Origin of the sequence: Pseudoalteromonas sp. SWXJZ94C (assembly GCF_015864385.1) — a bacterium.
In the GTDB taxonomy this organism is placed as follows: domain Bacteria; phylum Pseudomonadota; class Gammaproteobacteria; order Enterobacterales; family Alteromonadaceae; genus Pseudoalteromonas.
The window spans coordinates 36,933-55,167 of the sequence record NZ_JADYXF010000005.1; the positions used below are offsets into that span (position 1 = coordinate 36,933).

15 protein-coding genes are annotated in these 18,235 nt (G+C 37.4%); all 15 read right to left on the minus strand.

The window, feature by feature from the left end:
* Positions 1–193: 193 nt before the first annotated feature.
* The 15 genes from I6F65_RS03110 to I6F65_RS03180 all read right to left on the minus strand — a co-directional run bounded on the left by I6F65_RS03110 (position 194) and on the right by I6F65_RS03180 (position 18,191).
* Positions 194–2,083: a bifunctional diguanylate cyclase/phosphodiesterase gene (locus I6F65_RS03110; protein ID WP_166110159.1), complete on the minus strand. Its 1,890-nt coding sequence runs from the start codon at positions 2,081–2,083 to the stop codon at positions 194–196.
* A 402-nt stretch (positions 2,084–2,485) separates the two neighbouring features.
* On the minus strand, positions 2,486–3,625 hold the full coding sequence (gene asd, locus I6F65_RS03115) for an aspartate-semialdehyde dehydrogenase (protein WP_024609922.1): 1,140 nt from the start codon (positions 3,623–3,625) through the stop codon (positions 2,486–2,488).
* A gap of 207 nt (positions 3,626–3,832) precedes the next feature.
* On the minus strand, positions 3,833–6,550 hold the full coding sequence (locus tag I6F65_RS03120; protein WP_197111511.1) for a TonB-dependent receptor plug domain-containing protein: 2,718 nt from the start codon (positions 6,548–6,550) through the stop codon (positions 3,833–3,835).
* 97 nt (positions 6,551–6,647) lie between these two features.
* On the minus strand, positions 6,648–8,249 hold the full coding sequence (locus I6F65_RS03125; RefSeq protein WP_197111514.1) for a hypothetical protein: 1,602 nt from the start codon (positions 8,247–8,249) through the stop codon (positions 6,648–6,650).
* A 313-nt stretch (positions 8,250–8,562) separates the two neighbouring features.
* Positions 8,563–9,912, minus strand: a complete 1,350-nt coding sequence (locus tag I6F65_RS03130) for a lipopolysaccharide assembly protein LapB (RefSeq protein ID WP_197111516.1) — start codon at positions 9,910–9,912, stop codon at positions 8,563–8,565.
* 52 nt (positions 9,913–9,964) lie between these two features.
* The gene (locus tag I6F65_RS03135) at positions 9,965–10,570 is read right to left on the minus strand and encodes an energy transducer TonB (protein WP_197111517.1); all 606 of its coding nucleotides are present in this window, start codon (positions 10,568–10,570) and stop codon (positions 9,965–9,967) included.
* A 9-nt stretch (positions 10,571–10,579) separates the two neighbouring features.
* Complete coding sequence (locus I6F65_RS03140; RefSeq protein WP_007377599.1) at positions 10,580–10,990, minus strand: biopolymer transporter ExbD; 411 nt, start codon at positions 10,988–10,990, stop codon at positions 10,580–10,582.
* 53 nt (positions 10,991–11,043) lie between these two features.
* Positions 11,044–11,571 carry a MotA/TolQ/ExbB proton channel family protein gene (locus tag I6F65_RS03145; protein WP_197111519.1) on the minus strand — a complete coding sequence of 176 codons (528 nt, stop codon included), beginning with the start codon at positions 11,569–11,571 and terminating at the stop codon, positions 11,044–11,046.
* Positions 11,572–11,574: 3 nt separating this feature from the next.
* Positions 11,575–12,954, minus strand: a complete 1,380-nt coding sequence (locus tag I6F65_RS03150; protein ID WP_166110174.1) for a MotA/TolQ/ExbB proton channel family protein — start codon at positions 12,952–12,954, stop codon at positions 11,575–11,577.
* 10 nt (positions 12,955–12,964) lie between these two features.
* Positions 12,965–13,717, minus strand: coding sequence for a DUF3450 domain-containing protein (locus I6F65_RS03155; protein WP_166110177.1), 753 nt, complete (start codon positions 13,715–13,717; stop codon positions 12,965–12,967).
* 241 nt (positions 13,718–13,958) lie between these two features.
* Positions 13,959–14,573 (minus strand): DsbA family protein, encoded by a 615-nt coding sequence (locus I6F65_RS03160; RefSeq protein ID WP_024611116.1) that lies wholly within the window; start codon positions 14,571–14,573, stop codon positions 13,959–13,961.
* 9 nt (positions 14,574–14,582) lie between these two features.
* On the minus strand, positions 14,583–15,677 hold the full coding sequence (locus I6F65_RS03165; protein WP_166110180.1) for a GGDEF domain-containing protein: 1,095 nt from the start codon (positions 15,675–15,677) through the stop codon (positions 14,583–14,585).
* Positions 15,678–16,127: 450 nt separating this feature from the next.
* Positions 16,128–16,967 carry an ABC transporter substrate-binding protein gene (locus I6F65_RS03170; protein ID WP_231613097.1) on the minus strand — a complete coding sequence of 280 codons (840 nt, stop codon included), beginning with the start codon at positions 16,965–16,967 and terminating at the stop codon, positions 16,128–16,130.
* A 199-nt stretch (positions 16,968–17,166) separates the two neighbouring features.
* On the minus strand, positions 17,167–17,679 hold the full coding sequence (locus I6F65_RS03175; RefSeq protein ID WP_166110186.1) for an RNA methyltransferase: 513 nt from the start codon (positions 17,677–17,679) through the stop codon (positions 17,167–17,169).
* The gene (locus tag I6F65_RS03180; protein ID WP_024611112.1) at positions 17,679–18,191 is read right to left on the minus strand and encodes a YcgN family cysteine cluster protein; all 513 of its coding nucleotides are present in this window, start codon (positions 18,189–18,191) and stop codon (positions 17,679–17,681) included. Before I6F65_RS03180 ends, I6F65_RS03175 begins: the two co-directional genes overlap by 1 nt.
* Between the last annotated feature and the right edge of the window lie 44 nt (positions 18,192–18,235).

Sequence of the window (18,235 nt, forward strand, 5' to 3'; positions counted from 1 at the left end):
TTGATATCAGTGTGATTATGCTGGTGGGATAATACGAATCGAAACAATGCACCGTTTTTATAATGAGCACTGGCGGGCAATTCAACTCTAACAAGCACAGTGACTTAAACGACAAAGCCTTACTACAAGAGCAAATCTATGTAGCAAGGCTTAATTGAGTATAAAGTTGTTACTGCCTTTAATTTACGTAACTTTAATTTATGAGTTCGAGTGCTTGATCAAACTTAACCGGTTTACTAAATAAAAAGCCTTGGTACTTATCAATATGTAGACTTTCTAACACTGTTAACTGAGCTGTGTTTTCTACGCCTTCAGCTATAACTTGGCAACCTATCATATGCGACATTTTAGTTACCGCAGATACAATGCTTTTATCCTTCGAGCACTCACAAATATTATCAATGTAAGATTTATCTATTTTAATGTAATCAACAGATAGCTCTTTTAAAACCGATATAGAAGAAAACCCAGTACCAAAATCATCGATAGAAATACGCACACCGGTATTTTTTATCTCGGTAATCACTTTTGATAAATACGGTAAGTTTTTGATCATTACTGTTTCAGTTATTTCTAAATGCACATTGTTTGGTTGAACAGCGTACGTATTTAGTAAACCGACTAGGAGCTCTAAAAAGTTATGGTTTTCAAGCTGCAATACCGACACATTTATTGATAATCCAATATTACTATTTACTGCATTTAACTTACTTAAACTCGCAATAGCTTGTTCGAGTACAAACTCACCCAATAAATTAATTTTTCCATATCGCTCTGCAATATCAATAAATTCTGACGGTGGAATAAATTCATCATTAAACTGCCATCGAAGCAGCACTTCAAACGTGGTAATTTCATTTTTGGTTATATCAACAATGGGTTGATAACAAAGATGAAAATCACCTTTTTCTACGCATTCTTTAATTGAGCTACGAAGCACTTCTTCTCGTTTAAGGGATTCATGCATTCGCTCGTCAAATACAGATATTTCATTACGACTTTTTTTACCTTCATACATAGCAACATCAGCGTATTTAATTGCTTGCGATAAATCAAAGTCCTCTCGAGTAAAATACAACCCAACTTTAAAAGAGGGTTTTACTTGGTAATTATCCATAATAACAGGCTGCGTCAGCATATCGACTAGCCTGGAAACACATTCAAATAACTCTTTTTGTGTATGATTACGTGAATAAAAGATAAATTCATCTCCGCCCCATCGACAGACAATAAAATCATTCTTTTTCTCTGAATTAACTAATCGACGACCGGTTTCTGCAAGTACAAAATCACCAAACTCATGACCAAATTTATCATTAATGACTTTAAAATCATCCATGTCTAAAAACAAAACGGCTTTAAGATCGTTATTTTTATTGGCTAAATCGAGTTCAACATTAGAAACAAAGCTACCACGGTTAAATAACTTAGTGAGGTTATCTTTTTGTTCTAAAAGAATGACTTGCTCTGTACGAAGTTGCACTTCTTTTTCTAGATTTTCAATAAATTCATCTAACTTAAGTTCGTTATTAATTGATGACGTTACGTCTTTTGCGGTACGCGTTGCAGTAACAAAACACAAAATAAACCATAGCACGAGACCCAAAACGCCTAAAATATTTTCATCGCTAATAGGCTGTAACAACAATAAAATACTAAAAGGGACAAGCAAACACGTTATGTAGGATATAGAAGAACGAATATCTGATGCTAATACATTAACGCCGCCACCAGCAAGAGAGCTAAATACAACAAGAGATACAAACTTTTCTTGCATCGGCATTTGTTCAAAAAATAAAATAGGAAAAGCAGCCCACGTAATACCGGTGAGCAATACGCCAAAAAAGTAGAGGTTATATTTTATATTATTGTTATTACTAACATAAACATGGTTTGCGATACGCAGTAACGATATGAACGTTAACGTAAAAAACCAATTAAGCTTTCCTTGAGAAAAACTGTGGTTTATACCACTAAAAACAACAAAACAAGACACGATAGTATTTATAATAATTGCAGAATTAAAATATGAGCCAACAAAAGCTAAACGCTTGTTAATAAAGTTATTTGTGTTTATTGTCATTAGTTTTACTTAAATAGCGATTTTAAGGACGATAGTTTACTTAAATTAAATTATTAAAAATAGCTCTACGAAGGTTTAACACTAAATATTCATCTAGTATTTCTTCGTATGTATCAATTAACATATTAAACTGTATGCTTTTAAAGCAAGTTTATTTAAAAATTACGACTTTGAAATAAACCTATAACTATTATAGAAATAAATACCCATAAAGCTAAAAAACAAATCAATAAAAGGGCGAGAACGATAATGAAGAAATCCTTATATGCAATTCTAATAATGGAACTAACGTACTTTATTTAAAAGTAAAATAACCCTTTTATAAAATGAATAACATAAACAAGTAAAACAAAAAAGGGCTGACAAATTGCCAACCCTTTTTTAAATAATAACTAAACTTGTTTATTTATCATCAACAATTATGCGGAGCATACGACGAAGTGGCTCTGCCGCTCCCCATAAAAGCTGATCGCCTACTGTAAATGCGCTAATGTATTTTGGTCCCATCGCAAGTTTACGGATACGACCAACAGGAATGCTTAAAGTACCTGTTACTTTAACTGGCGTTAAATCTGTTGCGCTAATTTCGCGCTCATTTGGAATTACTTTTACCCATTCATTATGAGACGCTAAAATTTCTTCAATTTTTTCTACGCTAATATCTTCACGTAATTTAATGGTCATCGCTTGTGAATGACAACGCATTGCTCCAATACGTACACATAAACCGTCAATAGGCACGGGTTGCTTTGAAGAGCCTAAAATTTTATTAGCTTCTACTTGCGCTTTCCATTCTTCTTTAGACTGACCACTTGGCATAGGCACGTCAATCCACGGAATTAAACTACCGGCAAGTGGCACACCAAACTGATCTTGTGGTAAATCGCTTGACGCCATTGTTTCGCTCACTATTTTATCAATTTCTAAAATAGCTGAACTTGGATTATCAATTTTGTCGGCAACACTTGCATGAATAGCGCCCATTTGTGCAATAAGCTCTTTCATATTACGCGCACCTGCGCCCGATGCCGCTTGGTAAGTCATTGGGCTTACCCACTCAATTAGGTCTTGCTCAAACAAGCCGCCTAATGCAAGTAACATTAGCGATACAGTACAGTTACCGCCCACAAATGTTTTAACGCCTTGCGCTAAACCTTGTTCAATAACATCTTTGTTTACGGGATCCAGTACTATAATGCTGTCCTGAACCATACGCAGTGCAGAAGCTGCATCAATCCAGTAACCATCCCAACCCGACTCTCTAAGTTTTGGGTATACCGCATTGGTGTAGTCACCGCCTTGGCAAGTAACAATAATATCCATTTTAGCAAGTTCGCTAATGTCGCTTGCATCAAGTAATGGTTTTGCATCGCCTGCTATATCTGGACCTAATTGACCCGCTTGTGAGGTGGTGAAAAAGGTGGTGTCGATATGGGCAAAATCATTTTGTTGCTGCATACGTTCTAATAACACAGAGCCAACCATGCCACGCCAACCGACTAATCCTACTTTTTTCATTGTTTTTTCCACTGTTTGATTCATAAAAGATGCCTTAATACATTAAAAATTAAATTCATTGCGTGAGATTTAATTTTCATTAACGTCAAAATAACACCACCAGCGCGCTAAAACTAGTGAATAAAGTAGAACTCAAATTTTTTTCATAGTCATAAAAAACCCTGTATTAAATACAGGGTTAACGGTGGGTTTATTCATCCCTTACGAGGGGTATTACATTAAAGTAAACGCTTAAAACTCATAACTGTAACTTAAGTCAAAGGTAATACCCTGCTCTTTAGAGCGAACAATAATATCTGATTGCGTGACTTTTTGATCTTCATCTAATAAGTTTTTAACTTTAAATTTAACCTTAGAATTAAAGTCAGGATAAAAAGTATAAACTAAATCAAGTGAATGAAATGGCTGCTCATAGGCATCATCACGATTAGCCACTCCAGCGGCTAATATGCGCTCACCAAATACGTTATAAACTAGTGAGCTACTGTGCATACCATCAAGTGAATCGTAATTAAGTTGTAAGTTAACTACGTATTGAGAGTGACCTGTCATACGCTTTTTAGGATTAGTTAACGTACCAGCAAGTGCAGGATCGATAGACGCCTCAGAATCACTTATCGTAATGTTACCACTGGTAAATAAGCCTTCTGCAGCAAACGTTAGGTCCTGAAGCCATTCAGCCTCAATACCATAAACCTCAGCAGTTTCACCATTAATAAATGACGCAGAGTAATCCTCATCACCAATATTTAGCACAGTTTCGATAGGCGCAGTTATATCTTTATAAAAGGCAGCTACACTAAATGAATTACCCGCTTGCCCGTAATATTCATAACGCAGGTCATAGTTTTTAATTGGGCTACTTTTTATGCCTGTACGACCAAATGTTCTGATATCAGTTAACGGATCGTAATAAGTTACCGGTACAACTTCACGAAAGTCAGGTCGAACAACCGTCTCGCCATAACCTAAACGAATTTGATAATTGTCACTGCCTACGTAAGTAACTGACAATGCAGGATACCAATCATCTGTGACGATAGAACCTGCTTCAATTTTTTCAGGATCGTAAAAAGTATTTAAGTCTTGCTGATCAAAAATAAGACTCGATGTACCAATTGATGTTTGCTTAAACTCTTCATAACGAATACCACCACTAACTCTTATCCATTGATCGTAAAAAACATCAAATGACACATAACCGGCATCAACCTTTTGAGCGGCAATATAATCGTCGGCATCAGGCGCTGTTGGCTCATTAAAATCAACTAAAATAGCGTTATTATTAATAAATTCGTCTGTTAAAAAACCACTGTTATTAAGTGGATCAGTGCTTCCATCATTAATTGAAATACCAGAGCCTGCACTATTGTTAATAGCAAAGCTTGAGGTATTAAATAGTCGCGCCCTATCAGAAAAATCGTAACCAACCTTAAACTCAATTTCCATCGCGTGAAAAGACAGTGGCAAGGTAAGATTACCGCCGTAGGACTTAACGCGCTCTTGCATATTTGTGTACGACATAATTACGCGGTTATCATCGCCGGTAATAGTAGAACCCGCATAGCTGCCATCGTTATTATAACTATCACGAAATTCAAAATCTGCACTAGTAGGGATATCTGTCGTTGCTTTAGCTTCAGTGTATTGCCAGTCGGCACCTATTCCCATGTAATCTAAAAAGGTGTGTTGACCAATAAATTGTGTAATGTTTAATTGGCGCTCTTCGTAATTAAACGCATGGTTACGATTTGCAACGCCATCGCCTGCAATACTAAACGTAGAGCTACCTGCAGGGCTTTGCGAAATAGCAATTTCTGATTCGTCTTCATTATCGATAATATAAAGCTGTTGAGCTGAAATACTATGTGTACCAAGCGAATAAGAAAGGCTAAGCGATCCGTTATAACTTTGCGTTTCAGTAGTTACCTGTGAATTTTTGACTGTGTTGTAGCACGAGTTAGATACATCATCTGCTGTGGCAAGCGAAGTTGTACAATCAATTGAACCATCCTGGTTTTCAAGATCTTGAGTAATTACAGAGCTAAAACGCTCTTCAAAATCCCACTCATTTTTATATGCGCCAGCCAGTAAAAAGCCAAATTTTCCGCCAAAGTAAGACTCTTCAAAGCTATCGCCATAATGCGCTTTAACATTATAACGAGGGTCTAACGACTCATCTTTTAGCTCATACCCACGTGGTAGTGTCTTTAACAATGCATTGTTAATCGCTGTCGCTTGCTCAGCGCGGGTTTGCTCACCATCAACAAAGCCTTCACGACTTACTATATTACCAATACCAAAGTTACCTCGGTATTGAGAAATCGCATTGTTTAAAGCCTCTGGAATGCCCTCTTCATTACGATTATACGTAAATCCATCGCCTGATGCCGTATCGTATCCTACGCCTACTTCAAATCCTGCAGTAAATTCACTGGGCGCTGTTTTAGTTCTTATATCAATATTACCGCCACCAAACGCAGCGGGCATATCTGGCGAATACGCTTTTTGAACAGCCATACTCTCAATAATACTGGCAGGAAATATATCTAGTGGGATTACATTACGTGTTAAATCAGGGCTTGGAATATAAGCACCATTTAATCGAGCACTTGAATAACGCTCACCTAAGCCACGTACGTAAATAAACTTGCCATCTACTAACGTCAAGCCTGTTACTCGTCGTAGTGCAGATGCAGCATCGCTATCGCCTGTACGTGCTAATTGTTCAGAACCTAAAATATCGGTAACAAACGCTTGGTTTTTACGCTCTTCAACAACAGCGGCTGCGCTGCCTTGTAAGCGCGTACCTACAGCAACAACTTCTTCTATTTCTTGTGAATTAGTAAACTGTTCATCCGATTGGGCGGCAATAAGGCTTGTAGACTGTGCAACTAAACCTAAGCCAATTGCCCAAGTAATTTGATTGAGTCTATGTTTTTTAGACATGAGATAATCCTAATCAGGTTATACAAAAGAGGCGCCTGACGCTTAATATACAAGCCACAAGGCGCCTTTAATTAGAGGTTATAAATGCAGTACTTAGTTAGTCAGCATTGGCTGCTGTAACAGCCGCTTGAACCCATTTATACCAGCTAGAATCTGTATCCTGATCCGATACTGCACCAATGTAGTTAACGTTTTCAAAGAATGAATCTGTTGCACTTAAATCAGTGGCTGTAACCGTTACTTCGCTAGCTGAAGTGTTAGTTGCAAAACCATTATCAGCAAGAAGCACCACGTCATCAGTTAGAATTTGATTAGCACCGCCATTTTCAAACCATGCTGTTTTAGTTTGACCTTCTAATGGTCCACTTGCAAAAGTATCTGTATCAGTAAAATTTGCAGAGCACGCCATGATAGAGCTTGTAAATGAAATTTTGTCTGCTTGCTTTTCGCCGTCACCAGAGAATTGAATACACTGTGTATTTGTCGCGTTTTTCTTAATAATAACGGCGTTGTAAATACTTGAATTGAACTGATCATCAAACTTGTATGCTTGTGAAGGGTCATCATCGCGTACAGAGTTGCCATCAGTCGTAATTACAGTGACGTTTGCAACAGTTGGGTTAGAGGGAGAAACTTGCTCAGAAGATGCACCTTTAACGCCATCAGATTCAAAGCCATTGTTACCCATGTTTACAACTGTGCCGTCGTTTAACGTTACAGTACCGTGCTGGATAAATAAGTATTGAGCTTTACCCTGCCAACCTGCATCAAAGTCAAATGAATCATCTTGCGTATCTGTTACTGCAACATGTTTAAGCGTTGTAGCACCACCAAAAATTTCGATACCATCATCAAAACCTTGGTGAATATGTAAATAATCAAACTCAGAACCAGAACCTACAGCATTGAGTGTTAAAGAGTTTAAATCATCGCCTTCACCACCAACACGTGGACCCGAACCCGCATACCAAATTTTAGCCCATTTAATATTGCCACTAGAATCTGCATTATCGTTACCACCAAAGTAACTTGTAATACCTTCTGAAGCGACGTTACATGTAGCGCCTTCACGTTCGGCATCGGTACATTGGTCAGTAATGCCGTTACCATTAATAATAATACCGCCCCAGTCAGCGTAACGTGCACCTTCACCAGCGGTATCAAAGCGGTCAAATGCATTCGCTGATGTAAATACAACGGGCTTGTCTTGCGTACCCACTGCTTGAATTTTTGCACCGCGTGCAACGCGTAAGATAGCTTCACCTGAGCCAAAAGCTAACACCGCACCGGGCTCAACGGTCATCGTTGGACCATTTGCTGGAATTTCAAAACCATCAACCGTGCTGCCGTCTTCGCCAATTTGCAGGGCGTCATCAAAAACGTGAACACCGCCACCTGGCAATTCTTTAAACGTAATGTTATTTGTAATAGAAATTGTTTTGCTAGCAAATGAGTCGTTATATAAACAGTCAATTCCGCTAACGATACCCGTTACCGTACCCGCATCTGATTCATAGCTTGCACATTCAGCGTCTTCATCAGTTGTTGAACCCGCTGTATTATTTGAATTATTAACACTGTTATCTGTTGTAGAGCTGTTATCGTTTACAGTTGGTGTAATTTCGATATCGCCGCCACAGCCAGCTAGAGTCATTGCAGTTGCTACAAGGCTGATCTTGAATAAATCAGATAATTTCATTGTTCACTCCGTTAAAGTATTTAATTATTTTGTTAGCGTATTAAGTAAAAACTTAAGTCACTTTAAAGCACGATACTCATGCATTAAGGTGACTTAAGTTATCGAATGCAGGTAAGATACTGTAGTGATATGACAAAGTAGTTACAGTTTAATAACCTTAAGATGACAATGTTAACTTTCATTAAATCAATTGGTTACTTTTTATAGCAACAAAAAAACCGCCAAAAATAAATTTAAGGCGGTTTGTGTAGTGCAATTATAAAATAGGTTTACACGTATCGTTTTTATTAAAAGTAACCGTGCTAATTAACGATTAAAGCAGTGCCGTTTTTAATGTTTCTGCATGTACTTTTTCACGCTTTACATATTTGATCCATTGCTGCGCTAAACGCTGTGATTTTTTATGTTTTTCAGCTTGTTCAAACGCTAAAATTGAGGCATCAAAATTTTGTAAGTTGTACTGCGCCATACCCAAAGCAACAAATGCATTTGATTCAAAATCAAGTGAGCCTTTATTAAGTGCTTTACGTGCTGCATCGGCCGCTTCTTCATACTGCTCAGTATTAACATACACCTCGGCTAAGCGTTGGTCATACTTACCACTGGGTGATAAATCGGCTGCTTTTACAAAGTATTCTATTGATTTTTCGTCTTCTTTTGCCTGGATCATCGCCTCAGCTATAAAGGCATAGTTTTTAGCGTTTTGCTCTGCGATGCCTTTTTTAACCGTATCGCTCATAACCTGTGCGGCTTTAAATGCCAAACCGTTATATAAATACACTTGAGCTAATTGGCGTAAATCAGATTTAGTGGTTAAAAAACCTTGCTGGTAAGCCGCTTCAATAACAGCTAGCTGCTTTTTTTCTTGCCCAGTTTCGCCATACATACCCGATAACTGTACCCAGTACTCAGGTTTGTTATAAAGCTTTACCATGCGCTCAAGTACATCAACTACTTTGTCAGTTTGATTAAGCGAGTAATACATTGCACGCTGCAGCACTAACCAGTTTTCTTTAGGTATTTTGCCTTCGCTGTCGCTTAAAGTAATAACTTGAGATATGTACTCAAGCCCTTTTTTATAATCCTTTAACTGATAGTATGTTTGAGCCCTTAACAAGTAATAGCCTTCTGTTTTAGGCTTAGTGTTAATACTGTCCCAGTCATCTAAAAATGCAATTACCTTTTTGTAATCACTATTAGCCATTGCAAGCTGCGCCAAACTAAACGTAGTACTTAAACGAAGTGACTCAGGAATGGCTTCTTCAGCAACGACCTTTTCAAACGAGGCTATGGCTTTTGGTAAGTCGTTTTCGTTGTAGTAAATAAAACCGTAAAAATTGTGCATCATCGCAATTTCGTACGAGTTCATGCTCGATGAACGTTCATTAATACTATCAAGCGCCTCAAGTCCGGCTTTAACATCGCCATCATCAGCCAGTTTTTGTGCCCGTGCTAACTGGCTGTATACTTTTTCACGCAGCGCTGGTACTCGTTTAGTTTTTTGCACTTGCGCTGCATGTACGTCTGCAATAGCAACACCAGATAAAGCACTCAGCGCACTGGGCGCAACTATGCTTGCACTAATAGAAGCCGTACAAAATAAAGTCACTTTTAAAAATGTTGCTGGCAGTCGTTTTATAATTGGTTTGATAACTAGTTTCATAATAGTCTCACTTTTGTGTCCATTTAATCATCGGATTAATTAATCGCTCAAGTTAACCACTTATTTGGAACGATATTTTGTTCTGAACACCCGCTACTTCAACGGCTTCACCGTTAACTACGCGTGGTTTATATTTAAATTTAAGCGCTGCATCCATAGCGGCTCTATCAAACAAAGACTCAGGCTCTGCTTTAACCACTTGCGGATCGCGTACTGTACCTTGCTTAGTTACTATAAATTCAACAATAACGTAGCCTTCTATACCTCGCGATAATGCACGGCGCGGATAAACAGGTGCCACTTTAACAATAGGCAAATATTCCCCATCACTTGTTTCAAGCGCCAATCCAGCCGACAAATTTACATCTGCGTCAACGTTTGCGCCAAAGTCAAAGTTATTAGCGTTTGCGTTTGCATCACTACTTTGCATTTGTGGCGATTCCATTGGCGGTGGCGGCTCTTTAGGCGTTGGTGGTTTTTGTGGTTTACGTTCTTTTTTTTGCACGCTTTCTTCTTTTTTAAGCCTTACAAAATCAAGTACATTTCCCTTAGCGGGCTCACTCATCGCTCCATCGCCACCAGTTATGAGTGCCTGCATGCCTAAAAACAGCATAAAGGTCACTACACCGGCTATAACTAATGCTACTAAATAACGCATTGCCTACCCTTATGCTTCTTGAGCTGCAATCGACACGTCAAACACACCTGCTGCGCGTGCTGCATCCATTACTTTTATTAAAGTATCGGTTGTTGATTTTTTATCAGCTTGAATAACAACACTACCTTGCGGGTTTTCTGCTTTTAAACGCTCAATATTGGCTTGCACTGCACGTATGTCTATTTGACGTTTATTAATCCAAATTTCACCTTTATCTGAAATCGCTACTAAAATGTTTGCACGTTCTTTTTTAACAGCGGTTGCTGCTTCTGGGCGATTTACATCAATACCCGCTTCTTTTACAAACGACGCTGTAACAATAAAGAAAATAAGCATAATAAAAACAACATCTAACATAGGTGTCATGTTTATTTCTTCTGCTTCATCTTCTTGCATTAAATTACCTAAAGGGGCTCTCATTTTTATTCTCCTAAAATAAGCGGTTTTATATAGTTACCGCTTATAAAAATTATTTAGTGATCTAATACCATGCTATCTTGTAGTAATTCGACTTCGCGCTTGGCTTTGCGTTGTAAGTACGTTGAGGCAAACACCCCGGATAACGCGCCTACCATACCTGCCATAGTTGGAATAGTGGCTTTAGATACACCCGATGCCATTGAGCGAGCACTCCCTGTACCTGTAATTGCCATTACATCAAATACTTCTATCATGCCCGTTACTGTGCCTAATAAACCAAGCAACGGACATAACGCCACCATCACATTAATTAGCGGTAAGTTAGCGTTGAGGCGCATACTTGCTCGCGAAATCATTGCTTGGCGTATTTGCTCAGCATTCCAACTATTACGTTCACTTCGCGCAGTCCATGTGCCCTTAACATTTTTTTTATAACCACGATAACCATTAAAAAAATAAATAAATCGCTCAAGTATCAATAACCACATCGCGAAGATTAACACCCCAATGACCAAGAGAACTTGGCCACCAGTGTCGAGAAAATCACGGATAGCATTGATTGAGTCAATCAATAGCACCATGGTTTATGCTCCTTTCTCACTTCGCTGTGCAATAATTCCCGCGCTTTGTTCTTGTAATATAAGCAGTAATCTTTTTGAGCGAGTATTGAGTAACGTGTATATAAATACGGTAGGAATCGCCACAACTAAACCCAGCACCGTAGTCACTAGTGCTTGAGAAATACCACCAGCCATTAACTTAGGATCTCCGGTACCAAACAGTGTAATAGCTTGGAATGTGTTGATCATACCGGTTACCGTACCGAGTAAACCTAATAACGGCGCGACTACCGATATAATTTTGATAAGTGTTAAGTTACGCGTAATTTTTGGCATTTCGCGTAAAATTGCTTCGCTTAATTTAAGTTCGAGTGTGTCGTAAGCTACATTTGGGTAGTCGTCTTTTACTTTCATAACACGACCCAGTGGGTTGTCATCTCGCGCTACGCTATCTTTTAACTGGCGGCGAATTTTGCCACCAACAAGTAATAACGATACAAAACGCTCAATAGCAATTAGTAGTGCCAATAAACCAACACCCAAAATAACGTAACCAACGGCACCCCCTTGATGAACTTGCTCAGCAGTATCTGGGGCTTGAACTAATAAGCCTAAAATTGAGCCGCCTGTTGGGTCTAGTGCAAACTGAATAACGCCATTTTTAGCGCTTTGTAAATCTTCGGCTGTAGCTGTATAGCGAGAAACAGGTTGACGAGTAAGCTCGCTTAGCGTGTTTGTACCAGGGTTATACTCTAAGTATTTACCCTCTGATATTAAGTTAAACGCACCTACACGTAATACTTCTTGCTCGGCTTTATTACCACCTTCCACTATTACCGTTGTATTAAAGCGGCTAACTTTACCCTGCTCAGTCATTTCGCGTTGCAACTCGTACCATACTTTTTCGATATCTTCGATTGAGGCAAGTTTTGATGTTGAACCCATTTTTTGAGCAAGGTCATCCATAAACACGCTTCGCCCTGGAATTTGCGCCGATACAACAGAAGTCGCAAATTTATTACTCGAATCACCAGCAACCTGCTGAAGTACACCAAATAATTCTTTAAGTGATCCCATACGCTTAGATAAAGTGTCGGTTAAATTAGCAAGCCTAACTTCATTTTCTTCAAACTGTGTTTCTAAGCGCTCAGACTCACTAAGCATTTGATTACGCTTTGCTTGTGTATCTTTTAGCATTTGTACCTGCTCGTTTTGACGCGAAGCAAATTCTTGCTCTCGTTGCTTATTTTGCGCACTTTGAACAGATTTACCGTCCTCAATTGTTTTAAGTAATGAATCAAGATCCATTGGTGCTGCAGCAACACTCATACCTGTAAAACTAAGAGCTATTGTCAGGCTTGCAGCAAATAAAGCCGTTTTAGTAATTTGAGTAAACAATTTCATTTTTAACCTCTTATTCTGCTGCGTGTACTGGCAGAGTTAACATATCTGGGGCAAGTTGCTTACGCGCAATGCGTAGCCCTTTATTAATTTGGCTTATAGTTGAATCAGGAAGTGCCGCAAACGTTTTAGTGTTTGTATCCCAGCTGCCTGCTTGCTTACCATCTCGTGTTAAATAAATAAGCTCTAAACGACCAATGCGTAAAAAGTCTACTTCACGCTCTTTACCACTTACTTCTAATAAAGCGGTGTACGCTTCAATTGTGCGTCCGTAATCAACCTCTACTTGATAGGCTTCTAACACACGACGAAATTTTTCACTGGAAGTAATATCAGCGCGATCCATCATCGTTTTTAAAGAGGCTAAACGTTTTGCACGCTCGTCTTGTAAAAATGGCACATCGAGTGATACAAATTGCTCAAGACCTGTAATCATGCGCATCATTAGTGGGGTTATTTGACGTTCGATTATAGAAACCTGATCCATTGACAGATTCAACGATTCCATTTCTTCTATTTGATTATTTAACTGTTTACTTAGCTGAGCGTTGTAAACAGCTAAACCGTCAATTTCTTTATTAAGGGTTTTAAATTGCTGTAAACGTCCTTGCATTGAGCCTGCAATCTTGTCTATTTTTGTTTGTGATTGCGCAGCTGATTTATTAATTTCACTGCTTTTATCAATAACCTTATCTAAATCGTTTGCGTGTACTGCTGCACTTGCGGCTACAATACCAGCTAAGATTAATGGTTTAACGCCTTTCATCGCATACACCTTTACTCGTTAATTAGCAGATTTGCTAGTTTGTTTTTTAAGGTCATAAACTTTGTAATATAAATAATTTATGACTTTAGAATTTCAATGAGCAGAAGTTTATAGGTAGATCATGACAAGGATGTTGCGCAAAAAAGTCGCTTTTATTACAGTGGTAACATTTAAGACTTACAAGGGAGTTTTAACGATAATGAGGGTACTTGTTAATCAAATACCCTTTATTGAGAGGTGGTTAGTCTAAAATTGAATTAATTTGATCAAAAGAATGCTGCCAATCAGTGTAATTAATTTCTATTGGGTACGCTTTATTATCTTTAATAAGCACTAAAGAAGGAAACCCCTGAATAGGTAATGTGCGAACAAAAGACAGCTCATCATTAAATTCATTATTAAGCTCGCTTGATGTTAGCTGCGCAGTAAACTGGGCTTTATCTAAACCAATTTGTTCAGCTAAAGTAATTAGCGTACTTTCATCTGACGGGTTTTGCGCATTTAGGTAATAAGCATTTTGAATTGCGGCAACCATTTCAGTTTCTTTATTTGATTTACGTGCAATAAGTGCAGCTCTACATGCGGGATACGTTGAGCGCCTTGGCTGGCAATCGCGCCAAAAGTTATAATTAAATTGCGTACCTAATTGAGCTGAAATTTTATGCCAAGTCCCCTCAAGCATCTCTTTCATATTTTGTGGCATTGGGTCTTGGCTATCGGGTGCCAAACCACCTACCTTATATTCAATATTCACTTTAGCCTCAAGCTGTGCCTTTAACTTAAGCCACGTTGGCGAGTAACCCCAGCACCAGCTGCACATTGGGTCATGAACATATATTAATTTACTTTGAGACATATTAATCCTTCAATTATAGACTGGGTTCAAAATGACTCTATTACGACCAGCAGCCTTAGCACTATAAAGAGCTTCATCAGCTTGTTTTAATGAATCATCATAATCAGATACTTTATTTACTTGGGCAATACCAATACTACAAGTTATTGATACATGCTTATTATCATCAGTAAACATAACATGACCAGCTACAGCCTCTCTAAATTTATTTGCCATTACAGTAGCTGCAGATACAGTGATTTGAGGTAAAATAACAACAAACTCTTCCCCTCCGTAACGTGCTTTTAAAGCAGTAGCAATAAATTGAGATTCAAGGAGTTTGGTAAACTCAATCAACACCGTATCACCAAAATCGTGACCATGAGTATCGTTTAAAGATTTAAAGTTATCTAAATCAATTAATAGTAACGAAAAAGGTAAGTATTGGTCGGGTCTAGTTTGCGCAATATGTAAAAAGTGTGAAGTAATAAAACGCCTATTTGCAATGCCTGTAAGGGGGTCGGTGTAAGCATCTTGTTTTTGCTCAAGGGTAATATCGGCAATTGCCATATGACTTTTATTTCGAAAATACTCACCAATAAATGAGAATAAAAACACCATTGAAAAAGACGCGATAAACCGTGTTTTTTCAATATCCCCATAACTTACTTGACCAAAATCAGGACCATATAAAATAATAATGCAGCAAAATAATAAAGCAAAACCTAACCAAGCACCAAACCTTACACCTAAAGATGCAAATGTAACGACGGGATAAAACATTAACCAATACAATGCGGTGTTTTCTTTACCACCTGTGTAAACAAGTGCTACAAACATCATGCACACAATACTCATACTAATTAATGCGACTATTTCAAGCTTACCCGTTTTTATAAAGTAGACAGAGCAACCAATAATTGTAATGTTAACAATGATTAACGAAATAGTCAGTATTGGGGAATAAAGCTCATAATTAAAAAACACTAATAGCGTTATCACCACAATAGATATACCTATCATGGTAAATAAAGAAAACGCTTTACGGCGTTTATCAGAGCTATACACACTGTCGATATTTATTAAATTAAGCCAATTTTGCTTGTTTAACTTTTTATTATGCATTTAGGTAGGTACTTTTGAACCAGATAATTTAGTTATTAAATTGAAGTTTGAATTCAACCTATAATCAGCTTTACTTTTATAAATAAAAGCCATGATAACAATTAATTTTACGCTTTATTTGAGCAATAAATGAATTACATTTTTAATTAATACTCAATTTGTTCTGTACTAATGAATGCTAAAAATAGAAATAATTACAATGATTACTTTGTTTAAACAATAAATCATAAACATACTTTCTATCTATATTACTTATTGTGTAGTTTTATCAAAAATTTAACTGAATGTCTTTACTAACCATACTTATACATTAATGTTTAATTAAAAATAAGATGAAAGAGCTAGAAAAAGTGATCGAAAACAATTAATTCATTAATTGTAATCCTCTTAAATATCAAACCATAAATAAGCATTAAAATAAAAGCACTCTAAATCATTCAAAACAGCCCCTCAGAAAGTACACTCTGAGCCTAGAGTATCAATCAACCTTTGAGTCTCACCACTGTTATGAAATTTATACAATCCTTCGTTAATATCTTCTAACGTATTTAGCCAATTAGGCGTAAGTTTGCTTATTGCAAAATACAGAGGGTTATACTGCAAAGGAATTGTTTCATGAGCGAGAGAGTCTAATAATGATTTTTTTTCTGAGCTACTTAACAAAGATAGTTTTACGGAAAGCTTTAATACTTGTGGATCACCAATAATTAAATCAACTCGCTTAGCTACAAGTAACTGCACTAATTGTAGGTCATCTACTGAGCTTATAATTTTAAACTCATTATTATCCATCATCGCATCAAACTCTGGGGTGTTTTGATAACCTCGTACAACACCAATTTTTTGCCCTTTAAGTGATTTTAAATTTCCTGAAAAACGGTCTTCGTCACCTTTTCTTTTTAAAAAAGCAATTTCACCACCTTTAAAAGAATTTGATAAGCCAAGTAATTCTCTGCGTGTTTTTTTAGCAACATAATCTGATGGTGCCGTATCTTCAATAAAATATTCGGGCATTAAAATATCAGCTTTACCGAGTTCTACATTTCGTACAGCGCGTGCCCATGGTAAAAATTCAATATACACGCTATAGCCCTTACTGTTTAATAATGAAACTGCAAAATGATATACCCAACCTTTATTACATAGCTCATCACCAATGTAAGGAGGCCATTCAACAGTGGCTATATTCAGCGTGGGCATATTCGTATCAGATTTAAATAACATACCCGATTTATAACGTTGCCCCTTAACTGTTGTTTGTTCACCTTCACTATAATAACTCACTGACATATCAGCTAAGCTCATCGAAGATGCAAATAAAAAGAAAATTATCAGTGTGCGCATTGAGTTCCTCGTTTACAAAATAAATTAAGTATATTGAGTGTAGAACGAATTTTTAACTTGAATAGAAAATTAATGATTTGGAGAGGTTATAACCGCAGATTATGATAATAGGAGTAAAAAGAGAGCGTTAAAAAACAGAAAAGGGTTAGCTTTTAACCCATTTCATTTTATTATTTGTATCTCGGGAGCTTATGATAGTTGAATCACTGCTTTCAACTCCACCTAACTTAGATAAGCGATCGTATAAAACAACGTTACAAGTGGCTGCTAAATTCATACAGCCTATAGTCGGGATGTATACAACTTCATCGCACCATTTCAAAACATCTTTAGGGATTGACCCATCTTCTGGACCAAATACATAAAATGCATTTTCAGGATGGTTAAATTCAGGAAGCGGAGTTGCGCCTTCAATTAGTTCAATAACCACAACAGTTGAACCTTCAGGCTTTACCAACTCTAAACTATTTGTTTCAGTTAACGGTATACGTTCAACAACATTTTTAGTATCGGTATGAAATTTTTTAGCGTTTAAGTAACGATTACCTGTAAAAAAAACCTGCTTAGCGTCGTAACATCCAGCGGCACGTAATACGCCGCCAACATTTGTCGGGCTTTTAGGGTTAATTAAACCAATACTCGCTTTTAACTTATTCATTAATCAGCGTCCTTTGTTGGCCACTCTGCAATGTATAAATCAAAATCATCTAGCTTCACATCACAGTCTTTTACTGTTTTATCTTTTACAGAAATACCTAGCTCATGCATATTAGTTTTATCGCCATTATTTAATAGCGGATGCCAAGAAGCCAAACCACGACCTTCGTGTAAACGACGGTAACTGCAGCTTTGTGGCATAAAAAAGATGTCTTTAAGGTTTTCTTTTGTAAGTTTTACGCAAGAAGGAACAAGTGTTTGGCGGTTTTCGTATTCGCTACAACCACAGGTGTTGTTATCGAGATACTGACACACAATATTAGTAAAAATTAACTGCTCGCCTTCTCGTAACTGATCGGTTGCAGTAAATTCGTCTTCATCTTCGCTATCAATAAACGTATTTAAACAACATTTTCCGCATCCATCACAAATAGCTTCCCATTCGTTTTGACTCATGTCGCTTAAGCTTTTCTTAAGCCAAAATTGTGTATTTGCTAATTGTTGATCAAACATAATTTACTCGTGCCCCCTAAAGAGCGCGCATTCTACCGTATTGC

Bases quoted from the DNA above. Each gene is read 5' to 3' on its own strand.
- I6F65_RS03120 (WP_197111511.1), bottom strand. From the start codon at position 6,550: ATGTCTAAAAAACATAGACTCAATCAAATTACTTGGGCAATTGGCTTA.
- I6F65_RS03110 (WP_166110159.1), bottom strand. From the start codon at position 2,083: ATGACAATAAACACAAATAACTTTATTAACAAGCGTTTAGCTTTTGTT.
- I6F65_RS03155 (WP_166110177.1), bottom strand. From the start codon at position 13,717: ATGAAAGGCGTTAAACCATTAATCTTAGCTGGTATTGTAGCCGCAAGT.
- I6F65_RS03165 (WP_166110180.1), bottom strand. From the start codon at position 15,677: ATGCATAATAAAAAGTTAAACAAGCAAAATTGGCTTAATTTAATAAAT.
- I6F65_RS03160 (WP_024611116.1), bottom strand. From the start codon at position 14,573: ATGTCTCAAAGTAAATTAATATATGTTCATGACCCAATGTGCAGCTGG.
- I6F65_RS03140 (WP_007377599.1), bottom strand. From the start codon at position 10,990: ATGAGAGCCCCTTTAGGTAATTTAATGCAAGAAGATGAAGCAGAAGAA.
- I6F65_RS03150 (WP_166110174.1), bottom strand. From the start codon at position 12,954: ATGAAATTGTTTACTCAAATTACTAAAACGGCTTTATTTGCTGCAAGC.
- I6F65_RS03125 (WP_197111514.1), bottom strand. From the start codon at position 8,249: ATGAAATTATCTGATTTATTCAAGATCAGCCTTGTAGCAACTGCAATG.
- I6F65_RS03130 (WP_197111516.1), bottom strand. From the start codon at position 9,912: ATGAAACTAGTTATCAAACCAATTATAAAACGACTGCCAGCAACATTT.
- I6F65_RS03180 (WP_024611112.1), bottom strand. From the start codon at position 18,191: ATGTTTGATCAACAATTAGCAAATACACAATTTTGGCTTAAGAAAAGC.
- asd (WP_024609922.1), bottom strand. From the start codon at position 3,625: ATGAATCAAACAGTGGAAAAAACAATGAAAAAAGTAGGATTAGTCGGT.
- I6F65_RS03170 (WP_231613097.1), bottom strand. From the start codon at position 16,967: ATGTCAGTGAGTTATTATAGTGAAGGTGAACAAACAACAGTTAAGGGG.
- I6F65_RS03145 (WP_197111519.1), bottom strand. From the start codon at position 11,571: ATGGTGCTATTGATTGACTCAATCAATGCTATCCGTGATTTTCTCGAC.
- I6F65_RS03135 (WP_197111517.1), bottom strand. From the start codon at position 10,570: ATGCGTTATTTAGTAGCATTAGTTATAGCCGGTGTAGTGACCTTTATG.
- I6F65_RS03175 (WP_166110186.1), bottom strand. From the start codon at position 17,679: ATGAATAAGTTAAAAGCGAGTATTGGTTTAATTAACCCTAAAAGCCCG.